We start from the raw sequence: 26,180 nt of genomic DNA on the forward strand, positions 1-26,180 counted from the left end.
CTTCCGGGCGCGCCCGGCCCGCTTTGTCACCGGCGACCATGCACGTCCGGGGGCCCCGGCAGTCGCCTCAGCCCCAGCTCTGGCCGCCGGCGCTCTTGCGGCGGGATGCCCGGACGATGGCGATGACGGCCCCGACGACCACCAGAACGCCGATGCCGATGCCGCCGTAGAGGAGGGCCTTGTTCATGATCTCCTTGCCGCCCATCGGCGGGTTGGGGTCCTGCGCACCGGTGTCCAGCTGCGCTGAGGCCTTGCCCTTCGGCATCGGCAGCGGGCCCTCCTTGGAGCCTGCGGGGATGTCCTTCCGCAGGGCGGGGCCGGGCTGGATGTAGCCGTAGCCGTAGTGGGCGTCCGGGACCTTGAGGTCCTTCTGGCCGCTGGGCAGACCTGCCGTCTTCACCAGGCGGTTGGCGATCTGGCCCGGCGTGAGGTCGGGGTACTTCTCCTTGAGGAGGGCGACTGCGGCGGATACGTAGGCCGTCGAGCCCGAGTTGCCGTCCTCGGTGTGGTAGCTGGAGTCGCTCTTGCCCGTCGCGGCCGGGATCTTCACCCCGGGCGCGAGCAGGTCCATGTCGGAGTTGTAGTTGTTGAATTCAGCCGATTTGCCGTACTCGTCGACCGCACCGACCCCGATCACACCGGGGCAGCCCACCGGATAGGTCTTCTCGGTCGCGGACTCGTTGCCCATGCCGGCCACCACCACGGCGCCCTTGGAGATCGCGTAATGGATGGCTTCGCACGTGTCGGCCGAACGGCCCTCGGTATAGGACATGTTGATGACGTCAGCACCGTGGTCCGCCGCCCAGCGCGTGGCCAGCCCGGAGTTCTTGTACTCCGGAACGGGAAGGATCTTGGCGTCGGGCGCCAGCCCCTTGACGCCCTCGGAGCCCCCCGGACCGTGGCCACGGCCTGCGATGATCGCCGCCATACCGGTGCCGTGGTCAAGAACGCTCTCACCCGGATCGAGGTTCTTGGCCCCCTCTTCCTGAGTTGCCTTCCCGAAGTCCGGCCCGGGGAGGAACTGTCCCCTCAGATCCTGGTGGGTCTTCCGGAAACCCGTGTCGAGCACGGCCACCTTCACACCCTTGCCCGTGGCCTCCTTCCACATCTGCTCGGCCCCGAACGCTTCCAACGGCCACAGATCCTTGCGGGTTTGATCCGCGGCGGCGGTACCGCTCGCGGTGATGAGCAGCGCGCCGGTCAGCGCGGCACCCACCGTCGCGCGCAGTGTTCGGGTGACCCTCATGCTTGGCTCCTTCTCGCTGTGCGTTCGGCGTCCGCCGGCTCGCGTTGCCGCGCCGGCTCGTCCCCGCACCACAGTGCGATAGAGACGAGTCCAGCCCAGCAAGCGATGCCGCTACCGGGATCGCCACAAGAACAGCGGTGAGCCGCAGACCCAGCGCAATGAACGTGGCCAGGGAGCAATGATCGGCATGCAGAATCTGCGCCAGGTCCGGGGCTCGGAGGTGCCGGAGTCTGTGTGCCGTACGCCGTGGCCCTTTCCGGTGGGCTCAGCCCCAGGTCTGGGGACGGGGGTTGTTGCGGCGGCGGGCGGCGGTCACGACGCCGATGATGACGCCGAGGACGACGAGCACACCGAGTCCGATACCGCCGTAGAGCAGGACGGCCTGCTTGCCGCCCATGGGCGGGTCGGGGTCATAACCCTTGTCGTCACCGGGGCCGACGGCCTTCTGCGGTGCCTTGCCCTGCGGCATCGGCAGCGGGCCCTCGGCCGGGCCGGCCGCAACAGTGCGGCGGAGGGCGGGGCCGGGCTGGATGTAGCCGTAGCCGTAGTGGGTGTCCGGGAGCTTGAGTTGCTCGTCCTTCTGGGACTGCGGCAGTCCGGCGGTCTTCACCAGGCGGTTGGCGATCTGGCCGGGGGTGAGGTCCGGGTACTTCTGCTTGAGGAGCGCGGCGGCCGCGGAGACGTAGGCGGTGGCGGCCGAGCTGCCGTCCGCGGTGCGGTAGTCCGAGTCGCTCTTGCCCATGGCGACCGGGATCTTCACGCCGGGGGCGAGCAGATCGACGGCGGAGGTGGAGTTGTTGGCGTCGTCCGCCTCACCGTTCTTGTCCACCGATCCCACACCGATGGCGCCGGGGCAGGCGGCGGGGTACTTCTTCTTCGGGAGGCCGTCGTTTCCGACACCGGCCACCACGACCACGCCCTTCTCCACGGCGTAGTGGATGGCCGGGCAGGTGTCGGCGGAGGGGGTGGTTTCCGTGTACGACATGTTGATGACGTCGGCGCCGTGATCCACCGCGTAGCGCGTCGCCGCCGCACCGTTCTTGTACTGCGGAATGGGCATGATCTTGGCGTCGGGAGCCAGCCCCCTGACGCCGTCGGCGCCCTGGGGGCCGTGACCGTGACCGGCGATGATCGAAGCCATCGCCGTGCCGTGGTCCCGGATGTCCTCATGCGGACCGAGATCGCTGGAACCGTCACCTGCCGCCGTGTTCGCGAAGTTCGCGCCACCGGTGAACTGCCCTGTCAGATCCTGATGGGTCTTACGGAAGCCGCTGTCGAGCACGGCCACCGTCATGCCCTTACCGGTGGCCTGCTTCCACAGCTGCTGGGCCCCGAACGCCTCCAACGGCCACAGATCCTTGCGTACTTGGTCTGCGGAGGCGGTACCGCCGGCGGTCAGCAGCAGCGCTCCCGTTAGCGCCGCGCCCACCGTCGCGCGCAGTGTTCGGGTGACCCTCATCCTTCGCTCCTTCTTGCTGTGCTGTCCGGGCGGCATTGTCCCGCCTGAGGAAAGGCCCCGCACACCCAGGTGCGGGGCCATGCCTCATTGGCCGCATGCGACGTTATCGCCAGCTCACTCGATGACGCGAGGGGCCACCGTACGCTGCGGGGTCCAGGTCTCCTCGTCCTCGACGAGGTAGTCGGGGCGCTGCCCGGTGGTGCGCTCCTTGTCGCCCTTGCCCTTCCCCTTGGCTCCGGCACCGGCGGCACCCGCGGCGCCCGGCATGCCCTTGCTCCCCTGCTGGCCGCCACGGCTGCGGTGCAGTCCGGAGCCGCCCTGCTTGGCGCCGCCCGTCGGACCACCCGGCTTGCCGACCACGCCGCCGCGGGTGCGCGCCTGCGCACCGCCACGTCCGGCCGCTCCGGCGGCGCCTGCCTTACCGGCGCCGGTCCCGGCCGCACCGCCCGGCATACCGCCGCGCATTCCGCCGGCGCCGCCCGGGCCACGCCCCGCGCCCACGCCACGCACCCCGCCGTTGCTCCGGCCGCCCGGCATGCCGATGGGACCGGGCGGGATGGCTCCGTTGGGGAACCCGCCGGTGCCGCCGGACACACCGTGACTGCCGCCGGGCAACCCGCCGTTGATGGCGCCGCCGCCGGTCGTGGGCGGGGTAAGAGTGCCGCCCTGCACGCTGTCGAGTCCGGTGGTCACCGGCAGTTCGGGCCGGGCCGTCTTGAGGCTGTCGAAGCCCTCCGGGACGGCGTGCCCGCCCGCACCGTTGAGCCCCTTCGGGGTCGAGCCCGACAGCTTGGGGCGGCTGCCGCCGATGACGGGCATGTTCACCGGCGCGGGCGACGGGCTCGTGGAGGGGTGCTTGGGCCAGTCGCCGGCGGGACCACCGGGGTCCACGCCCTCCTTGAGGACCTTGGCCTGACCGTCGTAGTGATGCGCCAGCTCGTCCATCACGATGACGGCCTCGACCTGGCGCTCCTTGGTCAGGGACAGGTTGTTCCGGTTGAGCTCCAACGCCATACGGGCGTCCATCTTCGGGTTGTCCATGTCCCGCTTGAACTGCGCGTCGTCGCCGCTCGCGTCGGTCGCACGGTCCAGGACACCCGGGTCCTTGATCTTCGCCATGGCCGCCTTGGCCTCGCGAAGGTTGTGGGCGACGCCGGTCTCCGGGCCCAGCTCGCGGGAGCCGATCAGCACCCGCTCGACGACCCGGGCGTGGCCGTACGTCCGGTCGACCTTCTCCAGGACCTTGACGGCCTCCCGGCGGAACGCCTCGGCGGCCGAGCCCTCCCAGTGCGCCGTGGCGTGATCCACGGCGTCCATGAAGGACTTCCGGAGGCCCCCGCGCCCGTCCTCGCCCGCGAGCCGGTCGGCGGCGGCGCGCCAGTGGCGGCCGGAGTTCTCGATGCCGTCGGGGTGAGCATTCTCGATCATCGCCCGGAGGTCATCGAGGCCGTGGTGATGGAAGTCCGAAGGAGACGCGGGGATGGGGCGGTGTCCCTTGAACGACTTGAGCCGCTCCGCCCGCTCCTCCGCCTCGTGCTGCTTCGCCATCTTCTTGGCGCTCTCGTATTCCTGCCTGCCGTCAGCCATGCAGGCCCCCCTTCAAATCCATCGCCGTCTGCCGTACCTGCACCACCGCGGCCTGCTCAGCCATTCATGGAGTTCTTGGTCTGGTGCTCCTGGTCCTCGTACGCTCCACGGCTGGCTTCGGTCTTCTCACCGAACTTGTGGATGAGGTCCTGGAGGGCCTTGATGACGTCCGACATGTACGTCTGCATATCGTCGTGCGCACCGCCGAGGTCGGTCGCCTCAAGGAAATTCTCCCCGAAAGCCGCCTTCGTGAGTGTCGTGCTGTACTTCACCTTCTGGCTGGGTTCATCCATATCGGCCCGAAGGCGCCGGAGCTGGCGTACCACGCTGTCCAGTTCGTCGAGGTCGACCTTGAACCGCTCGCTCATTTCCCGCTCTCCCCGTTCCCCGTTCGTCCCCCTCGGCCCGCCCCGCACGGCCACCTCGGTAAGGACAACGCAAAGTCAATAAATACTAGGGAGTTGCCTGCCGGTGGTGCAAGATCGAAAGTCAGGATCTGTCCGATTTGACGCGGGATGGCACCGTACTTTGTCGACGGGTTGTTACCTTCTCCGCGCAACCCCTCCGCGCGGTGGTCAAGATAGCGATCACGCGCGCAACGAAGCCAGTTCCACCACCGTGATGTCCGGCGGTGCGCCCAGGCGTACCGGTGGGCCCCAGGTGCCTGCGCCGCGGGAGACGTAGAGCTGGGTGTCGCCGTAGCGTTCCAGGCCCGCGAGGGTGGGGTTGGTGGCGTCGGCGATGTGGGTGAAGGGCCACATCTGGCCGCCGTGGGTGTGGCCGGAGAGCTGGAGGTCTACGCCGTAGCGGACGGAGTCGTGGATGGTGACCGGCTGGTGGGCCATCAGGACGACGGCGCGGGCGGGGTCGCGGTCGCTGAGGGCCTGGTCGTAGTCGGGGCCGGACTGCTCGGATTGGCCGGCGATGTCGTTGATGCCGGCGAGGTCGAAGCCGGGGAGTTCGGTGCGCACGTTCTCCAGCGGGTGGATGCCCAACTCCCGTACGTGGTCGACCCACTGGTCGGCGCCGGAGTAGTACTCATGGTTTCCGGTGACGAAGAAGGCGCCGTGGCGGGCGCGGAGTTCGCGCAGGGGGGCGACGGCCGGGGCGAGGTCGGTGACGCTGCCGTCGACCAGGTCGCCGACGATGGCCACCAGGTCGGGGTGGGTGCGGTTGATCGTCTCGACGACGCGCCGGGTGTGGGCGCGGCCGAGGATCGGGCCCAGGTGGATGTCGCTGACGACGGCGATCCGGAAGCCGTGGGCGGCGCGCGGCAGTTTGGCCAGCGGGATCGTGACGCGCTTGACCACCGGGCCGCGGAGGGTGGTGTAGGTGCCGTAGCCGACGGCGGCCGTGGCGGCGAGGGTGGCGCCGGCGGCGACCGCCCGGGCGAGGAAGAGACGGCGGGGTGGGGTGGGGGGTGACGGCAGGGCGGGGGTACCGGGAGGGAGGAGGGTGGGGGAGGGAGCGGTGGGAGAAGAGGGAGAGGAGGGAGCGGAGGGCGGGTTCGGGGAGGTCTCCGGGGAAGGGGCCTGGGAGTGTTCCGGGGAGGGCTCCGGGTGGGGCTCCGGGTGGGGCTCCGGGTGGGGCTCCGGAGGTGGTGGCGGGGTCTGGGTGGGGGGCTCGGGGGCGTGGTCGGTGGAGGGTGGGGGGTGTTGTTCCGCGTGCTCGCGGGTGCGTACGGCCCGCAGCCATACCGCCCGGACCGCTTCCCCCGCCAGCAGTGCCAGGGTGAGGTAGAGCACCAGGGCCAGCCAGAGGTAGCCGGGCCAGGCGAGGGCCTGCTGGAGGGGGAAGGGGGTGCCGGTGCGGGCGAAGAGCAGGGCCGCGGGGGTGAACAGGGGGAGGACGAAGGCCGCGACGGTGCCCGTGCGGCGGAGGCGGCTGTCCGGGGTGGTGGTGTCGCGGACGAGTCGGCACCACAGGTAGCGGTGCACGCCGAAGAACAGTCCGAGGACCGGGATCACGATCAGGGCGAAGATCACGGCGTCTCCCCGTGCCCGTGGTTCAGGAGGCGGACGAGGAGGAGGCGGGCGGCTGGGGCGGGCGGTCCGCGGCTTCGCGGCGCAAGGCGCGCACACCACGGAACCCGATCACCCCGATCACCGTCCCCAAAAGAAAGGAAGCCACCGCGAGCAGCAGATGGACCCAGAAGTAGGCGGTCGGGTCACCCGCGTCGTCGAAGGCGAGACCGCTCCCGTCCTTCCAGAGGTTTTTGACGAAAGTGATCCAGATGAACCAGCTCCACACCCCGAAGGCGAGCAGGAACCAGGACACGGGGCGAGAGAGCTTCATACGTCCCAGTATGGGCAGCGGCTCCATCCGGCGGTCGGCAGGGGCACTCTTCCGTGGGGTGCTGTCGGCGTCCCGGGCCGAGCCGGGTACGTTCACCGACGTGCCGACGACCTTCAGTGCTTCCACGGCTTCCACCGACCCGACCGCCCCGAACACCTCGGCCACGACCGGCAGCGCCGGACGCGCGGCGCGTCACGGCTTCCCCCTGCGCACCGTCGCCGCACTGGCCTCCTCCGGGCTGCTGGCCACCCCGCTCCTGGCCGGCACCGCCCACGCCGACCCCAAGGAGCCGAAGGCGCCCAGGCCGCCGGCGAAGATGTCGCAGATCGGCGGGGACCGGCTGGGCACGCCCGGCGTGCAGGTGGCCCTGAAGCCGGGCAGCCCCAAGCTGCCGGGCCCGGACCTGCTGACGGCCCGCTCGTGGATCGTGTCCGACGCCGAGTCCGGCAAGGTGCTGGCCGCCAAGAACCCGCACTGGCGGCTGGCGCCGGCCAGCACGCTGAAGATGCTGTTCGCCGACACCGTGCTGCCGAAGTTCCCCAAGAACCAGAAGCACACGGTCAAGCCCGCCGACCTCGAAGGGATGGGCGCCGGCAGCAGCCTCGTCGGGATAAGGGAGAACCTGAGCTACTCGGTCCACGACCTGTGGCTGGGGGTCTTCCTGCGGTCCGGCAACGACGCCGTGCACACGCTGTCGGCGATGAACGGCGGGACCGCGGCCACCGTCACGCAGATGCAGAAGCGCGCCAAGGAGCTCAACGCCCACGACACCCATGTCGTGACGCCGGACGGTTATGACGCGCCGGGCCAGGTGTCCAGCGCGTACGACCTGAGCCTGTTCGCCCGGTCGGGCCTGCAGAACCCCGACTTCCGCGAGTACTGCTCGACGGCCAGTGCGCAGTTCCCCGGGGACAAGGGCAAGGACGGCAAGCGGGCCTCGTTCGGCATCCAGAACACCAACCGGCTGCTGAGCGGCGACTACGACATCAAGCCGTATCCGGGGATCGCGGGGGTGAAGAACGGCTCGACGACCAACGCGGGGTCGACCTTCACCGGCGTCGCCCAGCGCGGCGACCGCAAGCTCCTGGTCACGGTCATGAACCCGGAGAAGAAAGAGCACAACGAGGCCTACAGGGAGGCCGCCCAGCTCCTCGACTGGGGCTTCGCGGCGGCCGACAAGGTGGAGCCGGTCGGCCGGCTCGTCGGCCCCCGGAGCGAGGACGACGGCACCGGCGCTGTGGGAGCCAAGGGCAAGCACAAGGACGCGAAGGGGAGCACCCAGGCCGCGCTGAACAGCTCCGGCGCCAAGAGCGGCGCCTGGACGGCGCTGGGCCTCACCAGCGGGGCGCTGGCGGTGCTCGCCCTCGTGGCGTTCGCCGTGCACCGCCGCTGGCCGCTGCCCGAGCTGGTACGGAGCCGCCGCTCCCCCAAGTGACCGCAGGGGGGCGGGAGATGGTCCGGGGCCTAGGAACCCTGGGGCCGCTCCGGCCCCTCCCGCACCTTGAGCCCCTCGCCCTCCCCCTGCCGCCCCTTCCCCTCCGTGGCCGTCCAGGAGGCGCAGTACACCAGCAGCTTCGCGGTGAAGTTGATCCACAGGAGGAGGGCGATCGGGGTGCCGAAGGCGCCGTACATGCTCCGTGAGGCGACGCCCTGGAGGTAGCCGCTGAGCAGCAGCTTCAGCAGCTCGAAGCCGATGGCGCCGAGCAGGCCGGCGACCACGACGGCACGGCGCGGCGGATGGACGCCGGGGAGCCTGGTCAGTATGTAGGCGAGCAGCAGGAAGTCCGCCAGGACGGCGATGACGAAACCGGCGGAGGAGAGCAGGAGGCTGCCGACGCCGCCCTCCGGGAGGCCGATCGCCTCCGCCACCTTGCCCACCGCGGCGGACGCGAAGGTCGAGCAGGCCAGGGAGAGCACGGCCACGCCGCCCACGCCGAGCAGCAGCGCGCCGTCCCGGAGCTTGCCGAGGAAGAAGTTGGTGTCCTCGTCGGGCTTCTCCCACACGGCGCGCAGGCAGTCGCGCAGCGATTCGACCCAGCCGATGCCGGTGAGCAGCAGCGCGGCACCGGCCACCAGGCCGACGGTGGTCGCGTGGGCGACGAGTCCGGCGATGTCGAGCCGGTCGGAGAGGCCGGGGAGCTGCTCGGCGAGCTTGCCCTCCAGCGAGTGCAGCCGGGCGTCGCTGAGCAGCGCGGCACCGATCGCGGCGGCGACGGTGAGCAGCGGGAAGAGCGCGACGAAGCTGGTGAAGGTGATCGCGGCGGCGAGCCTGGTCCAGTGCACCCGGAGCATGCGCTCGTAGGCGCGCCAGAGGTGGGTGGTCATCAGCCGGCTGACGACCGGTCCGATCACCGGGAGTGTGCTCAACCAGTTCATGGCGTTCCCCTCGTGCCCTGTCGGCCGCCGGGTCGGGCAGAGGCGGCGGCCGGCGCCCCGGCTGACCCGGAACACTAGCGTCCGGGTACCCCGGAACCGTGCACCGTCATACGTGCCGTACGGCCATCGCGGGCCGGGACGGCGGGCCGGGGCACGCCCGCGGCGGCCCGCCGGTCAGCCGTCAGCCGTCGGCCGTCGGCCGTCAGCAGGACGGTGCCGAGGGGCGGGAGAGGTCGGCGGCCTGGCGGGGGACGCCGGCGGTCTGCGGCCCGAAGGGGTACTCCCGCTCCAGCCGCCACACCGCGTCCGCGCCCTGCTCGTAGAGGGCGAAGCCACCGATCGTCCAGGTCGCGGTGAAGTCCCGGAGCCCGGCCTGGGCGCGGTCCATGGCCGCTTCGGTGATGCCGTGGGCGATGGTCACATGCGGGTGGTACGGGAACTGGAGCTCGCGGGCGCACGGGCCGGAGGCGGCGCGGATGCGGGCCTGGAGGGCGGTGCAGCCCGCGACCCCGTCGGTGACCTTGACGAAGACGACCGGGGAGAGCGGCCGGAAGGTCCCGGTGCCCTCCAGGCGCAGCGGGAAGGGGCGGCAGCCGGCCGCGACCTCGGCGAGGTGGCGTTCGATGGCGGGCAGCGCCTCGGTCCGTACCTCCGTCGGCGGGAGGAGGGTGATATGCGTGGGGATGCCGGGTGCGGCAGGGTCCCCGAAGCTCTCGCGCTTCCGTTGGAGGAAGCTGCCGTAAGGCTCCGGGACCGCGATCGAAACGCCCAGCGTTACGGTCCCCACTGTGTTCTCCCTCCTGACGTGTGTGCGGCGCGCTCGCGCACCCTCTTAGTGTGCCGGGTGCGCGCCCTTCGCGGGGAGCGTCCTCGGCCCTGTTGCGAGCGGACAAGGGGCCCACGGGCGGGGCCCCCTGGCTCGGCGGGGTCCGCGCGGCAGGCCGTGGCCCGCCGCGCGAGGGGGTGGCGTCAGTGCTTGGCCGGCAGGAATCCGAGCCGGTCATAGGTGGTGGCGAGGGTCTCGGCGGCCACCGCGCGGGCCTTCTCGGCCCCCTTGGCCAGGATCGCGTCCAGGGTCTCCGGGTCGTCCAGATATTCCTGCGTACGGTCCCGGAACGGTGTGACGAAGTCGACCATCACCTCGGCGAGATCGGTCTTGAGCGCGCCGTACATCTTGCCCTCGTACTTCTGCTCCAGCTCCGCGATCGTGGTGCCGGTGAGGGTGGAGTAGATGGTGAGGAGGTTGGAGACGCCGGGCTTGTTCTCGGCGTCGTAGCGGATCACGGTGTCGGTGTCCGTGACCGCGCTCTTGACCTTCTTCGCGGAGACCTTCGGCTCGTCGAGGAGGTTGATCAGGCCCTTGGGGCTGGCGGCCGACTTGCTCATCTTGGCCGACGGGTCCTGCAGGTCGTAGATCTTCGCCGTCTCCTTGAGGATGTACGGCGCAGGCATCGTGAAGGTGTCGCCGTAGCGGCCGTTGAAGCGCTCGGCGAGGTCGCGGGTCAGCTCGATGTGCTGGCGCTGGTCCTCGCCGACCGGGACCTGGTGGGCCTGGTAGAGCAGGATGTCGGCGATCTGCAGGATCGGGTACGTGAACAGGCCGACGGAGGCGCGGTCGGCGCCCTGCTTGGCGGACTTGTCCTTGAACTGGGTCATCCGGGACGCCTCGCCGAAGCCGGTGAGGCAGTTCATGACCCAGGCCAGCTGGGCGTGCTCGGGCACATGGCTCTGGATGAAGAGCGTGCAGCGCTCCGGGTCGAGCCCGGCGGCCAGCAGCTGGGCGGCCGCGATCCGGGTGTTGCCGCGGAGCTCCGCCGGGTCCTGCGGAACGGTGATCGCATGCAGGTCGACCACCATGTAGAAGGCGTCGTGGGACTCCTGGAGCGCCACCCACTGGCGTACCGCACCCAGGTAATTGCCGAGGTGGAAGGAGCCGGCGGTGGGCTGAATGCCGGAGAGCACACGCGGACGATCGAGAGCCATGTCATTGATTGTCTCAGGTCGGGGAGAGGGCGACGGCGCGTGGTGGCGCGTGCGGCGACGGGCCCGGCGGGCCGTGGCGCGGCGAACCCTCCCGGCGGCGCGGCGGACCTCCCGACCGGCCGCTGCCGTCTGCGCGGCGGCGCCCGTTCGCGGCGGCCTGTTCGGGGCGGGCGGGAGCTGGAATCGTGGGGCTGTCGTGGCCGGGCGGCAGCGCCGTACGCGGCCCCGGCACCGCGGTCCGCGCTCGTGGGCCCCGTGCCCATGCCGCCTGCACCGCCCGGATCACGGCTCCCGCACCGCCCGGATCAACCGCCCCGGATCACGGCTCCTGCACCGCCCGAATCAACCGCCCCGGATCACCGCCACCGATCACCGCCACCGATCTGTGAGGACCACTGATGACCGACGGACAGCCGATCTCCGACGGACAGCCGATCGCCGACGACGCCCGCCTCACCGGCCCCGCGCCGCTCCCCCCTCCCCGCGCCGGCTGCCCCGCGCGCCCCGGGAGTGCGGCGGCGCACCGGCTCGCCCCCGGGGGCGCCGGGCGGGCCGCGGCCGATGCGGTGCTGCGGGAGGCCGGGGCGGTGGTTCCCGTACTGCTGCCCGGGGAGGTGCCGGCCGTCGCCGTCACCCGTCATGCGGTGCTCCGCGAGGTCCTGGCGCACCCCGAAGTCGCCAAGAACGCCTGCCACTTCACGGCGCTGCACGACGGCACGGTGCCGCCCGGCTGGCCGCTCACCACCTTCGCCACCGTCGACGGGATGACCACGGCCGACGGCGCGGACCACCGGCGGCTGCGCGGCCTGGTGACCCAGGTGTTCACGGCGCGGCGGGTGGCGGCCCTGCGGCCCCGGGTGGTGGAGCTGACCGCCGGGCTGCTGGACGGGCTGCCGGGCACCGCAGCGGCGGACGGCACGGTGGAGCTGCGCCGGCACTTCGCCTATCCGCTGCCGATGGGCGTGATCTGCGAACTGCTGGGCGTGGACGCCGGGTTGCGGGACCGGCTGCACGAGCTGTCGAACGTGATCGTGGGCACCACCGGTACGGCGGCCGAGGTGCAGGCGGCCAACCGGGAGATCACCGGCGTCCTCGGGCAGGTCGCCGAGGCCCGGCGGGCGGACCCCGGGGACGATCTGACCAGTGCGCTGATCGCCGCCCAGGAGGAGGACGGCGACCGGCTGAGCGCACGGGAGCTGGTCGGCACCCTGCTGCTGATGATCATCGCCGGGCACGAGACCACCCTCAATCTGATCACCAACGCGGTGCGGGCCCTGTGCACCGACCGCGCGCAACTGGAGCTGGTCCGGGCCGGGCGGGCGACCTGGGACGACGTGGTCGAGGAGACGCTGCGGCACGACAGCCCGGTCGCCCATTTCCCGTTCCGCTATCCGGTCCGGGACCTGGAGCTGGGCGGTACGGTCGTGCCGCGCGGCACCCCGATGTTGGCCTCCTACTCCGCGGCCGGGCGGGACCCGGAGGCGTACGGGCCCGACGCGGACCGGTTCGACGTCACCCGGCGGCCCGCCGCCCGGCACCTCTCCTTCGGCCACGGGCCGCACTACTGCCTGGGCGCGCCGCTGGCCCGGCTGGAGGCGACGGTCGCCCTGGAGGCGCTCTTCACCCGCTATCCGGCGCTGGACCTCGCCGTCCCGGACGCGGAGCTGCCGCCCCACCAGAGCTTCATCGGCAACAGCACCGGCGTGCTGCCGGTCCGGCTCACCGGCTGACCCCGGGCGCGAGGGCGCGGGGAGCCGGTGAGCGGGTGAGCCGGTCGGCCGGCCAGCCGGTCACCCGCTCGGCCTGCGGGCCGGTGAGCCTGCGGCTTCCCGCGGTCAGGCGGTCGGCAGACCCGGCGCCGGGTAGCCGGCCATCAGCTCCGCGACCTCGCCGCGGATCACCGTCAGGGCGTCCTCGTCGCCCTTCGCCGCGGCCCGGACGCTGCGGTCGATCCAGTCGGCGACCAGCGGCATCTGCTCCGTGCCCAGTCCGCGGGAGGTGAGGGACGGGGTGCCGATGCGGATGCCGGAGGGGTCGAAGGGCTTGCGGGGGTCGAAGGGGACGGTGTTGTAGTTGACGACGATGCCGGCCCGGTCCAGGGCCTTCGCCGCGACCTTGCCCGGGACGTCCTGGGAGGTCAGGTCGATCAGCACCAGGTGGTTGTCGGTGCCGCCGGAGACCAGGTCGTAGCCGCGGGCCAGCAGCGCCTCGGCGAGCGCCTTGGCGTTGGCGACGACGGCGTGCGCGTAGTCCCGGAAGGACGGGGCGGCCGCCTCGCGCAGCGCGACCGCGATGGCGGCGGTGGTGTGGTTGTGCGGGCCGCCCTGGAGGCCGGGGAAGACGGCCTTGTCGACGGCCTTGGCGTGGCTCGCCCGGGACATCAGCATCGCGCCGCGCGGGCCGCGCAGGGTCTTGTGGGTGGTGGTGGAGATGACGTCGGCGTGCGGCACGGGCGACGGGTGGGCGCCGCCCGCGATCAAGCCGGCGATGTGCGCGATGTCCGCGACGAGTACCGCGCCGACCTCCCGTGCGATCTCGCCGAAGGCGGCGAAGTCGATGGTGCGGGGGACGGCGGTACCGCCACAGAAGATGATCTTCGGCTGTTCCTTGCGGGCGAGGTCGCGCACCTCGTCGAAGTCGATCAGCGCGCTGTCCGGGCGTACGCCGTACTGCACCCCGCGGAACCACGTACCGGTCGCCGAGACGCCCCAGCCGTGGGTGAGGTGGCCGCCCATCGGGAGCGCCATGCCCAGCACGGTGTCGCCGGGCTCGGCGAAGGCGAGGTAGGCGGCGAGGTTGGCGGGCGAGCCGGAGTACGGCTGGACGTTGGCGTGCTCCACGCCGAAGACGGCCTTGGCGCGCTCGACGGCCAGCGTCTCGACGCGGTCGATGTTCTGCTGGCCTTCGTAGTAGCGACGGCCCGCGTACCCCTCGCTGTACTTGTTCTGGAGGACGGTGCCGGTGGCTTCCAGAACGGCGGCGGAGACGTAGTTCTCGCTGGGGATCAGTCGCAGCGTGTCGGACTGGAGCTGCTCCTCGGCGCCGACCAGCGCGGCCAGTTCGGGGTCGGCGGCGCTCAGCGCGGGATGGGAAAGGGGCAGTGACATGGCGTCCTCCGGGGCGGTCGATCGGTGTTTCCGGTCGTGGTCCCGGGGTGCCCAGGCGGGGCGGCACCTCGTGATGGTTGCCGCGCACCGCTTCCTCGAGGTCGCTTCCCCGTACGCCAGTCGCGATGCGCACCGCAGAGTCTAGGACACCCGCGGGGCCCTGTCCGGCGGATCTTCGCAGGCCGGGCGGTCCGGGCGGGCGCAACAATGGAGGGGGACGCGGCAGGGTCCGCGCCCCGCACGGCCTACCGAACGGAGCCACCGGTGACGTCCACGGAACGCTATATCGCCGCCGCCGAAGCCCACAGCGCGCACAACTACCACCCGCTGCCCGTCGTCGTGGCCACCGCCGAGGGTGCCTGGGTGACGGATGTGACCGGCCGCCGCTACCTGGACATGCTCGCCGGGTACTCCGCGCTGAACTTCGGGCACGGCAACCGCCGGCTGCTCGACGCGGCCAGGGCCCAGCTGGAGCGGGTCACGCTCACCTCACGTGCCTTCCACCACGACCGCTTCGGCGACTTCTGCACCCAGTTGGCCGAGCTGTGCGGCATGGAACTCGTCCTCCCGATGAACACCGGCGCCGAGGCGGTCGAGACGGCGGTGAAGACGGCCCGTAAGTGGGGCTACCAGGTCAAGGGCGTCCCGGACGGCCGGGCGAAGATCATCGTCGCGGACCACAACTTCCACGGCCGGACGACCACCATCGTCTCCTTCTCCACCGACCCCGAGGCGCGCGCCGGCTTCGGCCCGTACACCCCCGGCTTCGAGATCGTCCCGTACGGCGACCTGGCCGCGCTGGAGGCGGCCGTCGACGCCGACACCGTCGCCGTCCTCCTGGAGCCGGTCCAGGGCGAGGCGGGCGTGCTGGTGCCGCCGCCGGGCTACCTGCCGGGCGTGCGGGAGCTGACCCGCAGCCGGAACGTGCTGTTCATCGCCGACGAGATCCAGTCCGGGCTGGGCCGCACCGGCCGGACCTTCGCCTGTGAGCACGAGGACGTGGTGCCCGACATGTACGTGCTGGGCAAGGCGCTGGGCGGCGGCGTGGTGCCGGTGTCGGCGGTGGTGTCGTCCCGTGAGGTGCTCGGGGTGTACGCGCCCGGCGAGCACGGCTCGACGTTCGGCGGGAACCCGCTCGCCTGCGCGGTGGCGCTGGAGGTCATCGCGATGCTGCGGACCGGCGAGTTCCAGCAGCAGGCCCTGGAACTGGGCGAGCATCTGCACAGCGAGCTGGGGCAGCTGCTGGCCGGCGGCGCGGTGGACGCGGTACGCGGCCGCGGCCTGTGGGCCGGCGTGGACATCAACCCGTCACGCGGCACGGGCCGGCAGATCTCCGAGCAGCTGCTGGCCCGCGGGGTGCTGGTCAAGGACACCCACGGCTCGACGATCCGGCTCGCGCCCCCGCTGGTCATCAGCAAGGAGGACCTGGACTGGGGGCTGGGGCAGTTGCGGGGGGTGCTGGAGGGGTGAGGCGGGCGGTGCGGGCGGCCCGTCGTCCGCAGGTCCGGCTCCGCACCTGACCGCCCCGACAAGTCCCCCTTGCGCCCCTCGATCGGCCTGCTGGTAGCGTCGCGCTCTTCGCCGGTGTCGGCCGCGCGGAGTCCCCTGACAGGTCCCGGAATGTCCGAGCCCCCCGCACTCGCCGCGTACACGCTGTGGCGCGAAGCGCTCGCCGAGGTGGACGAGGTCTTCGCCTCGCCGCCTGAGCTCGACGGTCCGGTCGATGGGTGCACCTACTGCACTCCGGAGTCGGAGCTGCGCGTCCTCGGCGGTGACCCTGCCGATGTGCCGGACGATCTCCTGGGGTACTTCATGCGTGAGGTCGCCGGCCACTGGGACGAAGACCAATACCCCGTCCTGTGGCGCCGCTTCCTCCCCCGTGCGCTGCGCCGCTGGGGACCGGACGGGGACGGCACCGACCCGTCGGATTCGATGGGGCACCTAGGCCGCCACGGTGCCCAGCTCGCGGACTGGCCCGCGGCCGAGCGCGAGGCGGTCGAGCGGGCCTTCCGGGCGCTGCTGCACATCGCCGTGACCGACGGCCGGCCGTACCGGGAGATCACCGATCTGATGGAGGGAATCGCTCATGCGACGGGCTCCCTGGAGCCGTGGCTGGACCACATCGCCAGGCTCGCCGGTCCCGAAGCGGACGCCGGCGTGGTCCGCCTCGCCTTCGGCTGGGCCACCGAACTCCTCTGGCAAGAGCTGAAGTTCACCTGGTGGGACGACGGCGACCCGCAGCTCATCGCCGCCTGGCTGCCTACCCTGCGCGCCCGCATCGCGGCCTTTGCAGTGCAGCACCCCCGCTGCAAGAACGCATCCGACGCGCTGACAGCGATCGATGCGTGCGAGGCCGGCACCTCGGGCCCCTGGCTCTACCCCTACGACATGCGGACGCTCGGCGGCCCTGTGCTCATCCGCCAGGGGTGAGGGCATGGCACCTCATGGAAGAGGAGGTTGGTGGATGAGCGTCGCTGACCGGCCGGGCTCGCAAGGCCCGTCCGGCGCACCGGACGGGTCTCCTGCGGTGCCTCCGCCGGGCCGCCCGAGCGGCCCCCGGCGGATTCAGCGGATCACATGCGGCAAGAACCGCGCGTACTCGTCCGTGACCGGTCCCGCGGACTCCCGGATGCCGAGGCCGGCTGCCTCGTTTTCGACGATCCAGGCGCCGAGGACGACGCGGTTGCCGTCGAAGTCGGGCAGCGGGGCCAGTTCCTGGTAGCAGCAGGGGTCGTCGGGGCCCCGCAGTACCGGGTCGGTGCCCGGGGCGTGGAGGGTGACTCCGGCGCCCTCGCGGCCGAGGAGGGGCTTGGCTACATAGCCGCGGGTGTGGGCCAGTTCGCGCGGGCCGTCGAGGTAGGCGGGCAGCAGGTTCGGGTGGCCCGGATACAGCTCCCAGAGGATCGCGAGCAGCGCCTTGTTGGAGAGGAGCATCTTCCAGGCGGGCTCGATCCAGAGGGTGGAGCCGGTGCCGCCGCCGTTGTCGAGGGTGTCCAGGACGTGCGGGCCGAACTCGTCGGTGGCCAGCCACTCCCACGGGTAGAGCTTGAAGCAGGCCCGTATGAAGCGCAGCCGCTGGTCGACGAAGCGGCCCGAGAGCCGGTCCCAGCCGATGTCCTCGACCGAGAGGGCGACGGTCTCCAGGCCCGCCTGCTGGGCCGTCTCCTCCAGGTAGGCGACGGTCATCAGGTCCTCGCCGAGTTCGTCGCCCGCCGAGTGCGCGAAGTGCACCGGTGCGCCGGGCGGCAGCAGCGGGGCCTGCCGCTTCCAGGCCGCCACCAGCCGCTCGTGGAGGGAGTTCCACTGGTCGGCGCCGGGAAAGCGCTCCTCCATCCAGAACCACTGCGGGCTGGCGGCCTCGACCAGTGAGGTCGGGGTGTCGGCGTTGTACTCCAGCATCTTGGCCGGGCCGCTGCCGTCGTAGTGCAGGTCGAACCGCCCGTAGAGGGAAGGGAGTTCGTCACGGCGGCGCCAGGATTCGGCGATCAGCCCGGCCAGGCGCGGGTCGTCGATGCCGAGGTCGGCGAAGCGGTCCCGGTCGACGATGTGCGCGGCCGCGGCCAGGCACATGGCGTGCAGCTCCTCGACGACGTCCTCCAGGGCCTCGACCTCGGGGAGCGTGAAGGAGTAGTACGCGCTCTCGTCCCAGTAGGGGCGCAGCGAATCGTCCGGGTAGCGGGTCAGCGGGTAGATCAGGCCCTGCGCCTCGACGGTCTGCTGCCAGCCGGGGCGGGGCTCGATGGTGTGGCGTTCCATGGTGTGCCGGGTCCGCTCAGCCGCCGGAGGAGCCGTGCCGGCCGCCCGAGCAGCCGAAGCCGCCGCGGTTGACGGCGGTGCTCTTGCTGAATGTGCCGCTGTCGGCGTACGAGCCGCCCTTGTTGGACGGGTCGTAGTACCAGCCGGCGTCGACGCGCTTCGCGCCGCGGCCGCCGCTGCCGGTGCCGCTGCTCCCGGAGGAGGAACTGCCGCTCGCCGAGCAGTTCTTGGAGTCGACGACGCGGTAGCCCTTGAGCGTGTCGTAGCTGTTGCGGTCGACGCAGCGCTTGTCGGGCTCGGAGCCGCAGGACGTCAGGGCGGCGGCGAGCGCGCCCATGCCTCCCAGGATCACCGTGCTGGACCGCAGCCTCCGGCGTGCCTTCTCGGCCATGATTCACCTTTCCCCCGTGGAACTTTGTCTGAGCACGGACAGCGTAGACGGCGCCCGTGGGCCGGTGACAACGCGGTGCGGCCGGCTCGGCGCGGCGCCCCGGGCATCGGTGACGGACCCGTACGAAGGGGGCGGACGGCGGCCATGACCGGGCGGCGGCGACAGTCGGGCGCCGGGCCGCCCTCCGAGGAGGACGGCCCGGCGCGGCGGGCAGGGGCGGGTGTGTCAGGGGCCGGCGAGGACGGTCTGGGTGTCGGTGTCGGAGGAGCCGGTGAAGTTGGTGTCACCTCCGTAGACGCCCGTGACGGTGTAGATGCCGGCCGTGGCCAGCGGCGAGCTGGCGGCGGCGACGCCGTCGCCGTCGAGCGTGCCGGTCAGGGTCACGGTGGTCACGCCGTCGGTGACGGTGAAGGTGACCGTGCCGGTCGGGTCGCCGCTTCCGGGCGCCACGGGCTGCACGAAGGCCAGGAACGCCACCGTGTCACCGGCGTTGGACGGGTCGGGGAACGAGGTGACGGTCGTGGTGGTCGCGCTCTGGCTGACGGTGTGGATGTCGGTGCCGGTGGAACCGGTGAAGTTGGCGTCACCGGTGTAGATGGCGAAGATGTTGTGCGGACCGGCTCCCAGGGTGCTGGTGGTGATGGAGGCCACGCCCCCGGAGACGGTGGCGGTCTGCGTTCCGCCGCCGTCGCCGTCGATGGTGAAGGTGACCGTGCCGGTCACCGTGCCGGAGCCGGGTGCCACCGGCGCGACCGTGGCCGTGATGGTGACCGTCTCACCGAACACCGTCGGGTCCGGAGCCGACGTCACCGTGGTGGTCGTCGCCGCCTGGACCACCGTGTGGGTGTCCGTGCCGCTGGAGCCGCTGAAGGTGGCGTCACCGCTGTAGGTGGCCGTGACCGGGGAGGTCCCCACCCCCACCGCACTGGTCGTGGCGGTCGCCGTGCCACCGGAGAGGGTGGCGGTCAGCGTCGGGCCGCCGGTGACGACGAAGGTCACCGTCCCGGTCGGAGTGCCCGTGGCCGGTGCGACCGGAGCGACGACGGCCGTGAAGGTCACCGTCTCCCCGAACACCGACGGGTCCGGAGCCGAGGTCACCGTGGTGGTCGTCGCCCCCTGGGTCACGACGTGGGTGTCCGCCCCGGTGGAGCCGAGGAAGTTGGCGTCGCCTCCGTAGGTGGCGGTGACGGTGTAGGCCCCCGCGGTCACCAGCCCGCTGGTGGTGACACTGGTGGTGCCCCCGGTCAGCGTGCCGGTCAGGGTCACCGTGGTGACCCCGTCGGTGGCCACGAAGAGCACCGTCCCGGACGGCGTGCCCGCACCGGGCCCGACCGGCGTCACCGTCGCCGTGAAGGTCACCGGCGCGCCGGCCCCGGACGGGTCCGGGGTCGTGGTGACGGCCGTCGAGGTCGCCGCCTGGCCCACGGTGTGGGTGTCGGAGCCGGTGGAACCGGTGAAGCTTCCGTCACCGCCGTAGGTCGCCGTGACGGTGTAAGCCCCCGCGGTCACCAGCCCGTTGGTGCTCACGCTGGTGGTGCCGCCGCTGAGGGTGCCGGTCAGCGTCACCGTGGTGACCCCGTCGGTGGCCACGAAGAGCACCGTCCCGGTCGGGACGCCCGTACCCGGTGCCACCGGCGCGACGGTCGCCGTGAACGTCACCGATTCACCGACCAGCGAGGGGTCCGGCGCCGTGGCCACCGACGTGGTCGTCGAGGCCGTGCCCACGGTCTGGGTGTCCGTACCCGTGGAACCGCTGTAGTTGGCGTCGCCGCTGTAGGTCGCGGTGACGGTGTAGGCCCCCGCGGTCACCAGCCCGCTGGTGGTGGCACTGGTGGTGCCGCCGCTCAGCGTGCCGGTCAGGGTCACCGTGGTGACCCCGTCGGTGGCGATGAACGTGACCGTGCCGGTCGGGATGCCCGTGCCGGGCGCCACCGGCGCGACGGTCGCCGTGAACGTCACCGGCTCGCCCACCACCGAGGGGTCCGGCGACGAGGTCACGGTCGTGGTCGTCGACGCCTGGGCCACGGTCTGGGTGTCCGTACCCGTGGAACCGCCGAAGTCGGCGTCGCCGCTGTAGGTGGCCGTGACCGCGTACGCGCCGGCCGTCGCCAGCCCGCTGGTGGTGACGCTGGTGGTGCCGCCGCTCAGCGTGCCGGTCAGCGTCACTGTGGTGTCCCCGTTGGTGGCGAGGAAGATGACCGTGCCCGTGGGCGTCCCCGCGCCCGGCGCGACCGGCGTCACGGTGGCCGTGAACGTCACCGGCTCACCGACCACCGACGGATCGGGGGTCGAGGTCACCGTCGTGGTCGTCGACGCCTGGCCGACCGTCTGGGTGTCCGTGCCGACCGACGAGGTGAAGTTCCCGTCGCCGCTGTAGGTGGCCGTGACCACGTAGGCGCCGGCCGTCACCAGCCCACTGGTGGGGACACTGGTCGTGCCACCGCTCAGCGTGCCGGTCAGCGTCACCGTCGTCACCCCGTTGGTGGCCACGAACGTGACCGTGCCCGTGGGGGTGCCCGCGCCCGGCGCCACCGGAGCGACCGTCGCGGTGAACGTCACCGGCTCGCCGACCACCGAGGGGTCCGGGGTCGAGGTCACCGTCGTGGTCGTCAGGGACTGGACCACCGTCTGGGTGTCCGTGTCGGACGAGCCGCTGAAGTTGGCGTCACCGCTGTACGTCGCCGTGACGGTGGAGGTACCGACGGGCACCGCGTTGGTGCTGACGGTGGCGACCCCGCCGGACAGCGTGCCGGTCAGCGTCGGGCCACCGGTGACGACGAAGGTCACCGTCCCGGTCGGGACGCCCGCGCCCGGCGCCACCGCCGTCACGGTGGCCGTGAAGGTCACCGTCTCACCGGACACCGAGGGGTCCGGAGCCGTGGTCAGCGTCGTGATCGTCGTCGCCTGGCCCACGGTGTGGGTGTCCGTGCCGACCGACGAGGCGAAGTCGGCGTCGCCGCTGTAGGTCGCGGTGACGGTGTACGCCCCGGCCGTCACCAGGCCGCTGGTGGTGACACTGGTGGTACCGGCGACGAGGGTGCCGGTCAGTGTCACCGTCGTGACCCCGTCGGTCGCGACGAAGGTCACCGTCCCGCTCGGGGTGCCCGCACCCGGCGCGACCGGTGTCACGGTGGCCGTGAACGTCACCGGCTCGCCGACCACGGAGGGGTCGGGCGCCGACGTGACCGTGGTGGTGGTCGCCGCCTGGTTGACCGTCTGCGTGTCCGTACCGACCGACGAGGTGAAGTTGGCGTCACCGCTGTAGGTCGCGGTCACCGTGTGCGTACCGGCGCCCAGGGCGCTGGTGCTGACGCTCGCCACCCCGCCGGACAGCGTCCCGGTCAGGGTCGGGCCACCGGAGATGACGAAGGTGACCGTGCCGGTGGGCGTCCCCGCACCCGGCGCGACCGGCGCCACGGTGGCCGTGAACGTCACCGACTCACCGACCACCGACGGGTCCGGAGCCGAGGTGACCGTGGTCGTCGTCGCGGCCTGGCCCACGGTGTGGGTGTCCGTCCCGACCGAGGTCAGGAAGTTGGCGTCGCCGCTGTAGGTCGCGGTGACCACATGCGTACCGGCGCTGAGCGCGCTGGTGCTGACGGTCGCCACCCCGCCGGACAAGGTTCCGGTCAGGGTCGGACCGCCGGTGATGACGAAGGTGACCGTGCCGGTGGGTGTGCCCGAACCCGGAGCGACCGGCGCCACGGTGGCCGTGAACGTCACCGACTGGCCGACCACCGACGGGTCCGGCGATGAGGTGACCGTGGTGGTCGTCGCCGCCTGGAGGACGGTCTGGGTGTCGGTGTCACTGGAGCCGGAGTAGTTCGCGTCGCCGCTGTAGGTCGCGGTGACGGTGTAAGTGCCCGCCGTGACCAGTCCGTTGGTGCTGACGGTCGCGACGCCGGCGCCGTCGAGGGTGCCGGTGAGGGTCACCGTGGTGACCCCGTCGGTGATGACGAAGCTGACGGTTCCGGTCGGGATGCCGCCGGCCGGGAACACCGGCGCGACGAAGGCGGTGAAGTTGACCGTCTGGCCCACCACGGAGGGGTCGGGGAACGAGGTGACCGTGGTGGTGGTCGCCGCCTGGTTGACGATGTGGGTGTCCGTCCCGACCGAGGTCAAGAAGTTCGCGTCACCGCTGTAGGTCGCCGTGACCGTGTGCGAACCGACGCCCAGGGCGCTGGTGCTGACGGTCGCCACCCCGCCGGACAAGGTCCCGGTCAGGGTCGGACCGCCGCTGATGACGAAGGTGACCGTGCCGGTCGGCGTGCCCGCGCCCGGCGCCACCGGCGCGACCGTCGCCGTGAACGTCACGGTCTGGCCGACCACCGAGGGGTCCGGCGCCGAGGTGACCGTGGTCGTCGTCGCGGCCTGGCCCACGGTGTGGGTGTCGGTGCCGACCGACGAGGTGAAGTTCGCGTCGCCGCTGTAGGTCGCGGTCACCGTGTGCGTACCGGCGCTGAGCGCGCTGGTACTGACGGTCGCCACCCCGCCCGACAACGTCCCGGTCAGGGTCGGACCGCCGGAGATGACGAAGGTGACGGTGCCCGTCGGCGTCCCCGAGGCCGGTGCCACCGGCGCCACCGTCGCCGTGAACGTCACCGTCTGCCCGACCACCGACGGGTCCGGAGCCGAGGTGACCGTGGTGGTCGTCGCCGCCTGGCCCACCGTGTGGGTGTCCGTGCCGACGGAGCCGTTGAAATTGGCGTCGCCGCCATAGGTCGCGGTGACCACGTGTGTACCGGCCGACAGGGCGCTGGTGCTGACGCTCGCGGTCCCCCCGGACAGCGTGGCGGTCAGCGTCGGGCCGCCCGTGATGACGAAGGTGACCGTGCCGGTCGGGGTGCCCGCGCCCGGTGCCACCGGGGCGACCACGGCGGTGAAGGTCACCGACTGGCCGACCGCCGAGGGGTCCGGCGCCGAGGTGACGGTGGTGGTCGTCGAGGCTTTGAGGACCGTCTGGATGTCCGTACCGCTCGACGGCGCGAAACTGCCGCTGCCGCTGTAGGTCGCGGTCACGGTGTGGGGTCCCACGCCGAGGCTGCTGGTGGTGACGCTCGCCGTGCCGCCCGAGAGGGTCGCGGTCAGCGTCGGGCCGCCGCTGATGACGAAGGTCACCGTGCCGGTCGGGGTGCCCGAACCGGGCGGGACGGGGGCGACGGTGGCCGTGAAGGTCACCGGCTGCCCGAAGACCGACGGGTCGGGGGACGAGGTGACGACGGTGGTCGTCGGTGTCAGGACCTGCTGCACCGTCTGCGTATCGGTGTCGGACGACGCGTTGAACTGCGCGTTGCCGTTGTACGTGGCCGTGATCAGGTGCGTGCCGGGGGTGAGTGTGCTGGTGGTGACGGTCGCCGAGCCGCCGGAGAGCGGGGCGGTCAGGGTGCCGCCCCCGCCGCCGGCGATGACGAAGGTCACCGTGCCGGTCGGGGTGCCCGCGCCGGGCCCGACCGGTGTGACGGTGGCGGTGATGGAGACCGTCTGCCCGAAGTTCGACGGGTCGGGCGACGAGGTGACGACGGTGGTGGTCGATGCCTTGACCACCGTGATGGAGCCGACGCCGCTGGACGGCGAGAACAGCGGGCTGCCGTTGTAGTTCGCGGTGAAGGTATGAAAACCGATGGGGATACTGCTCGTGGTGACGGTGGCGACGCCGCCGATGAGCGGGGCCGTCAGGGTGGGGCCGCCGGCGATGACGAAGGTCACGGTGCCGGTGGGGGTTCCCAGGCCCAGCGGAATGACGGTGGCGGTCAGGGTGACCGGCTGCCCGAAGGCAGCCGGATTCGGCGCTGCGGACGTCAAGGTAAAGGTGGGTGCCATGCTATGGCCCTCCGGTTGCTGGATGTTGGCGGGCCGTTCAGCTCCCCGCGGAGCTCGTGGCGCTGCGGGAAGTGGGCATCAACCTGGGCGCGGGCACGGTAATGACAGCCGACGGGGTTCGCATCTGCATACCAATGTCCTCCGCCAGGTAGGCAACCCGCCGGTCGATAGCATCAGTAGGCGCGCCGATCGGGCCGCCACGCCATAGGCGTCACACCCATTTACCCTGAATGGCGCAGCGCGAAGTGGCGCCCACGACGCGGCGGGGCGCGCGCCGCAGGGCGCGGACGGGACAGAGGTCGGCACCGGTGACGCGCGGTCAGTACGGGACGCCGCCGCGAGCGGTCCCGGCACCACCCTCAACGCCGTTGCACAACCGCGCGGTTGGGCGCCGGACGGGCGCGGACCGGGAGCGCCGGAAGCGCCCGGCCACTTCGCTGAATTCGCTATCGCAACGCATTTTCGGCGTGCGGCTGGTGAACCGACAACTGCCCCTCCACCTCCTCAATCAACCGTCCTTGCAGGGAAGTTGGCTTGGCGACGGCGACTTCTCGCCAGTCGCCGGACCGGCCGCCGTCTACACCGGCCAACGCACGGCCGGGGCGCAGGGGGTCCCGGTCACCCCCTCGGACAGAAGGAGCCGGACCATGACGGGCTCGACCGGGTGTCCTTCGTACGGGAGTGGTGACCGGCTCCCCCTACTCCCCCGGCCGGCCCGGCGACTCCGGTGGCAGGGCCCTGAGGAGGGCGTCCAGGGCGCCGGTGAAGGAGTGGTCGGGCGGGGTGCCGTAGGCCACCACTAGACCGTCGCGGGCAGGCTGCAGGGCGGTCGGGTCGTGGAAGCAGCTCAGGCCCTGGAGGGCGAGGCCCTGGCGGCGGGCAGCCTGGACGACGGACCGCTCGGTGCCGGGCGGGAGTTCCAGCACGACGTGCAGACCGGCGGCGATGCCCGAGACCCGGACCTGGGGCGCGCGCTCGGCCAGGGCGGCCACCAGCTGGTCGCGGCGGCGCCGGTAGCGCATCCGCATCCCGCGCAGATGGCGGTCGTAGGCGCCCGAGGACAGGAACTCGGCCAGGGTGAGCTGGTCCAGCACCCCGGACTGCCACTCACCGGTGCCTTTGAGCGCGCGCACCGGGTCGACCAGCCGGTCCGGCAGCACCATCCACGACAGCCGCAGCGCCGGGGCGAGGCTCTTGCTCGCGGTGCCCATGTAGACGACGTGGTCGGCGTCCAGCCCCTGGAGGGCGCCGACCGGCTGGCGGTCGTAACGGAACTCCCCGTCGTAGTCGTCCTCCAGGACGAAACCCCCGGTGGCCCGCGCCCACTGGACAGCGGCGGCCCGGCGGTCGGGGTGCAGCGGTACGCCGGTGGGGAACTGGTGGGCGGGGGTGAGCAGCGCCGCCCGTACGTCGTCGAGCGCGGCCAGCTCCTCCGTACGGGCGCCGTGTGCGTCCACGGGGAGCGGGACGGTGTCCAGGCCGGCGCGGGTGATGACGGCGCGGTGGAAGTCCAGGCCGTACGACTCGACGGCCAGCCGTCCGGTGCCCAGCGCCCGGCTGAGCAGTGCCAGCCCCTGCATGAAGCCGGCGCACAGGACGATGCGGTCGGGGTCGGCGCGGACGCCGCGGGCGCGGGCGAGGTAGTCGGCGAGGACGGCGCGGAGTTCGGGGCGGCCGCTCGGGGTGCCGTAGCCGAAGGCCTCGCTGGGGGCGGCGGTCAGCGCGCGGCGGGCGGCGGCGAGCCAGGCGGTGCGGGGGAAGGCGGAGACATCGGGGGTGCCGGGGGTGAGGTCAAAGCGCGGGCGGCCTGCGGGGCCGGGCGGGCCCGGGGTGCGCGGGGCGGCGGGCGGGGTGCGGGGCAGGTCCCTCCCGCCCGGCAGGGGCCCCCACGCGACGCGAGTGCCGGAGCCCTGGCGGGCGCTGAGCCAGCCCTCGGCGACGAGTTCGGCGTAGGCGTCGGCGACGGTGTTGCGGGCGAGGCCGAGGTCGGCGGCGAGCGAACGGGAGGACGGCAGCCGGGTGCCGGGGGCCAGCCGCCCGGACCGTACGGCGTCCCGCAGGGCCCGCAGCAGCGCGGCCCGCAGCCCGCCGGGGCCGGTGAGGTCGAGGTGCAGGTCGCGACCGAAAGTGGCCCAGGAATTCTCCATGAAAGTGGACCAT

At 72.1% G+C, this 26,180-nt stretch carries 18 protein-coding genes and 1 riboswitch; of the genes, 4 read left to right on the forward strand and 14 right to left on the reverse strand.

Features of this window, described 5'->3' with window-relative positions; genetic code table 11:
- Positions 1–67: 67 nt before the first annotated feature.
- The 6 genes from ACGFN2_RS09575 to ACGFN2_RS09600 form a co-directional block, all read right to left on the reverse strand.
- Positions 68–1,246 (reverse strand): S8 family serine peptidase, encoded by a 1,179-nt coding sequence (locus ACGFN2_RS09575; protein ID WP_393358842.1) that lies wholly within the window; start codon positions 1,244–1,246, stop codon positions 68–70.
- Between the two features lie 265 nt (positions 1,247–1,511).
- Positions 1,512–2,705, reverse strand: coding sequence for a S8 family serine peptidase (locus ACGFN2_RS09580; protein ID WP_393358844.1), 1,194 nt, complete (start codon positions 2,703–2,705; stop codon positions 1,512–1,514).
- Between the two features lie 114 nt (positions 2,706–2,819).
- Positions 2,820–4,292: a hypothetical protein gene (locus tag ACGFN2_RS09585; RefSeq protein WP_393358846.1), complete on the reverse strand. Its 1,473-nt coding sequence runs from the start codon at positions 4,290–4,292 to the stop codon at positions 2,820–2,822.
- Positions 4,293–4,348: 56 nt separating this feature from the next.
- The gene (locus ACGFN2_RS09590) at positions 4,349–4,660 is read right to left on the reverse strand and encodes a hypothetical protein (protein ID WP_393358848.1); all 312 of its coding nucleotides are present in this window, start codon (positions 4,658–4,660) and stop codon (positions 4,349–4,351) included.
- A 219-nt stretch (positions 4,661–4,879) separates the two neighbouring features.
- Complete coding sequence (locus ACGFN2_RS09595; protein WP_393358850.1) at positions 4,880–6,277, reverse strand: metallophosphoesterase; 1,398 nt, start codon at positions 6,275–6,277, stop codon at positions 4,880–4,882.
- Positions 6,278–6,299: 22 nt separating this feature from the next.
- On the reverse strand, positions 6,300–6,587 hold the full coding sequence (locus ACGFN2_RS09600) for an SCO4848 family membrane protein (protein ID WP_362604465.1): 288 nt from the start codon (positions 6,585–6,587) through the stop codon (positions 6,300–6,302).
- A 10-nt stretch (positions 6,588–6,597) separates the two neighbouring features.
- Between ACGFN2_RS09600 and ACGFN2_RS09605 the strand changes: the two genes are divergently transcribed.
- Complete coding sequence (locus ACGFN2_RS09605; RefSeq protein WP_393358852.1) at positions 6,598–8,022, forward strand: D-alanyl-D-alanine carboxypeptidase family protein; 1,425 nt, start codon at positions 6,598–6,600, stop codon at positions 8,020–8,022.
- Positions 8,023–8,051: 29 nt separating this feature from the next.
- Here ACGFN2_RS09605 and ACGFN2_RS09610 read toward each other — a convergent pair whose 3' ends face one another.
- From ACGFN2_RS09610 to trpS, 3 genes are all read right to left on the reverse strand, one after another.
- Entirely contained in the window at positions 8,052–8,963 is a 912-nt protein-coding gene (locus ACGFN2_RS09610) for a YihY/virulence factor BrkB family protein (protein WP_393358854.1), read from the reverse strand.
- A gap of 202 nt (positions 8,964–9,165) precedes the next feature.
- The gene (locus ACGFN2_RS09615) at positions 9,166–9,750 is read right to left on the reverse strand and encodes a 2'-5' RNA ligase family protein (RefSeq protein ID WP_393358856.1); all 585 of its coding nucleotides are present in this window, start codon (positions 9,748–9,750) and stop codon (positions 9,166–9,168) included.
- Positions 9,751–9,932: 182 nt separating this feature from the next.
- Positions 9,933–10,946: a tryptophan--tRNA ligase gene (gene trpS, locus ACGFN2_RS09620; RefSeq protein WP_362604473.1), complete on the reverse strand. Its 1,014-nt coding sequence runs from the start codon at positions 10,944–10,946 to the stop codon at positions 9,933–9,935.
- Positions 10,947–11,344: 398 nt separating this feature from the next.
- Here trpS and ACGFN2_RS09625 point away from each other — a divergent pair, with 398 nt between their 5' ends.
- Entirely contained in the window at positions 11,345–12,676 is a 1,332-nt protein-coding gene (locus tag ACGFN2_RS09625; RefSeq protein WP_393358859.1) for a cytochrome P450, read from the forward strand.
- 105 nt (positions 12,677–12,781) lie between these two features.
- Here ACGFN2_RS09625 and glyA read toward each other — a convergent pair whose 3' ends face one another.
- The gene (glyA, locus tag ACGFN2_RS09630) at positions 12,782–14,053 is read right to left on the reverse strand and encodes a serine hydroxymethyltransferase (RefSeq protein WP_362604477.1); all 1,272 of its coding nucleotides are present in this window, start codon (positions 14,051–14,053) and stop codon (positions 12,782–12,784) included.
- A gap of 42 nt (positions 14,054–14,095) precedes the next feature.
- Positions 14,096–14,187: riboswitch (ZMP/ZTP riboswitch) on the reverse strand.
- Between the two features lie 130 nt (positions 14,188–14,317).
- Between glyA and rocD the strand changes: the two genes are divergently transcribed.
- Both rocD and ACGFN2_RS09640 read left to right on the forward strand, forming a co-directional pair.
- Positions 14,318–15,523 (forward strand): ornithine--oxo-acid transaminase, encoded by a 1,206-nt coding sequence (gene rocD, locus ACGFN2_RS09635; RefSeq protein WP_393358861.1) that lies wholly within the window; start codon positions 14,318–14,320, stop codon positions 15,521–15,523.
- Between the two features lie 150 nt (positions 15,524–15,673).
- Positions 15,674–16,483: a hypothetical protein gene (locus ACGFN2_RS09640; protein ID WP_393358863.1), complete on the forward strand. Its 810-nt coding sequence runs from the start codon at positions 15,674–15,676 to the stop codon at positions 16,481–16,483.
- 135 nt (positions 16,484–16,618) lie between these two features.
- On the opposite strand, the gene ACGFN2_RS09645 is transcribed toward ACGFN2_RS09640, so the two are convergent.
- The 4 genes from ACGFN2_RS09645 to ACGFN2_RS09660 all read right to left on the reverse strand — a co-directional run bounded on the left by ACGFN2_RS09645 (position 16,619) and on the right by ACGFN2_RS09660 (position 26,167).
- A complete protein-coding gene (locus ACGFN2_RS09645) occupies positions 16,619–17,809 on the reverse strand; it encodes a glutathionylspermidine synthase family protein (RefSeq protein ID WP_393358865.1) in 1,191 nt (396 codons plus the stop codon).
- 16 nt (positions 17,810–17,825) lie between these two features.
- Positions 17,826–18,200 carry a hypothetical protein gene (locus ACGFN2_RS09650; RefSeq protein ID WP_393358867.1) on the reverse strand — a complete coding sequence of 125 codons (375 nt, stop codon included), beginning with the start codon at positions 18,198–18,200 and terminating at the stop codon, positions 17,826–17,828.
- A gap of 225 nt (positions 18,201–18,425) precedes the next feature.
- Complete coding sequence (locus ACGFN2_RS09655; protein ID WP_393358869.1) at positions 18,426–24,020, reverse strand: Ig-like domain repeat protein; 5,595 nt, start codon at positions 24,018–24,020, stop codon at positions 18,426–18,428.
- 698 nt (positions 24,021–24,718) lie between these two features.
- The gene (locus ACGFN2_RS09660; RefSeq protein WP_393358871.1) at positions 24,719–26,167 is read right to left on the reverse strand and encodes a PLP-dependent aminotransferase family protein; all 1,449 of its coding nucleotides are present in this window, start codon (positions 26,165–26,167) and stop codon (positions 24,719–24,721) included.
- Positions 26,168–26,180 lie beyond the last annotated feature (13 nt).

Source organism: Streptomyces sp. NPDC048612, assembly GCF_043199295.1.
Lineage (GTDB): Bacteria > Actinomycetota > Actinomycetes > Streptomycetales > Streptomycetaceae > Streptomyces.

What these genes read in the sequence shown, in the direction of transcription:
- ACGFN2_RS09640 (WP_393358863.1), top strand. Translation starts at nt 15,674, where the DNA reads ATGTCCGAGCCCCCCGCACTCGCCGCGTACACGCTGTGGCGCGAAGCG.
- ACGFN2_RS09655 (WP_393358869.1), bottom strand. Translation starts at nt 24,020, where the DNA reads ATGGCACCCACCTTTACCTTGACGTCCGCAGCGCCGAATCCGGCTGCC.
- ACGFN2_RS09660 (WP_393358871.1), bottom strand. Translation starts at nt 26,167, where the DNA reads ATGGAGAATTCCTGGGCCACTTTCGGTCGCGACCTGCACCTCGACCTC.
- ACGFN2_RS09625 (WP_393358859.1), top strand. Translation starts at nt 11,345, where the DNA reads ATGACCGACGGACAGCCGATCTCCGACGGACAGCCGATCGCCGACGAC.
- ACGFN2_RS09600 (WP_362604465.1), bottom strand. Translation starts at nt 6,587, where the DNA reads ATGAAGCTCTCTCGCCCCGTGTCCTGGTTCCTGCTCGCCTTCGGGGTG.
- ACGFN2_RS09590 (WP_393358848.1), bottom strand. Translation starts at nt 4,660, where the DNA reads ATGAGCGAGCGGTTCAAGGTCGACCTCGACGAACTGGACAGCGTGGTA.
- ACGFN2_RS09605 (WP_393358852.1), top strand. Translation starts at nt 6,598, where the DNA reads ATGGGCAGCGGCTCCATCCGGCGGTCGGCAGGGGCACTCTTCCGTGGG.
- ACGFN2_RS09575 (WP_393358842.1), bottom strand. Translation starts at nt 1,246, where the DNA reads ATGAGGGTCACCCGAACACTGCGCGCGACGGTGGGTGCCGCGCTGACC.
- ACGFN2_RS09585 (WP_393358846.1), bottom strand. Translation starts at nt 4,292, where the DNA reads ATGGCTGACGGCAGGCAGGAATACGAGAGCGCCAAGAAGATGGCGAAG.
- ACGFN2_RS09645 (WP_393358865.1), bottom strand. Translation starts at nt 17,809, where the DNA reads ATGGAACGCCACACCATCGAGCCCCGCCCCGGCTGGCAGCAGACCGTC.
- ACGFN2_RS09650 (WP_393358867.1), bottom strand. Translation starts at nt 18,200, where the DNA reads ATGGCCGAGAAGGCACGCCGGAGGCTGCGGTCCAGCACGGTGATCCTG.
- glyA (WP_362604477.1), bottom strand. Translation starts at nt 14,053, where the DNA reads ATGTCACTGCCCCTTTCCCATCCCGCGCTGAGCGCCGCCGACCCCGAA.
- ACGFN2_RS09610 (WP_393358854.1), bottom strand. Translation starts at nt 8,963, where the DNA reads ATGAACTGGTTGAGCACACTCCCGGTGATCGGACCGGTCGTCAGCCGG.
- ACGFN2_RS09580 (WP_393358844.1), bottom strand. Translation starts at nt 2,705, where the DNA reads ATGAGGGTCACCCGAACACTGCGCGCGACGGTGGGCGCGGCGCTAACG.
- trpS (WP_362604473.1), bottom strand. Translation starts at nt 10,946, where the DNA reads ATGGCTCTCGATCGTCCGCGTGTGCTCTCCGGCATTCAGCCCACCGCC.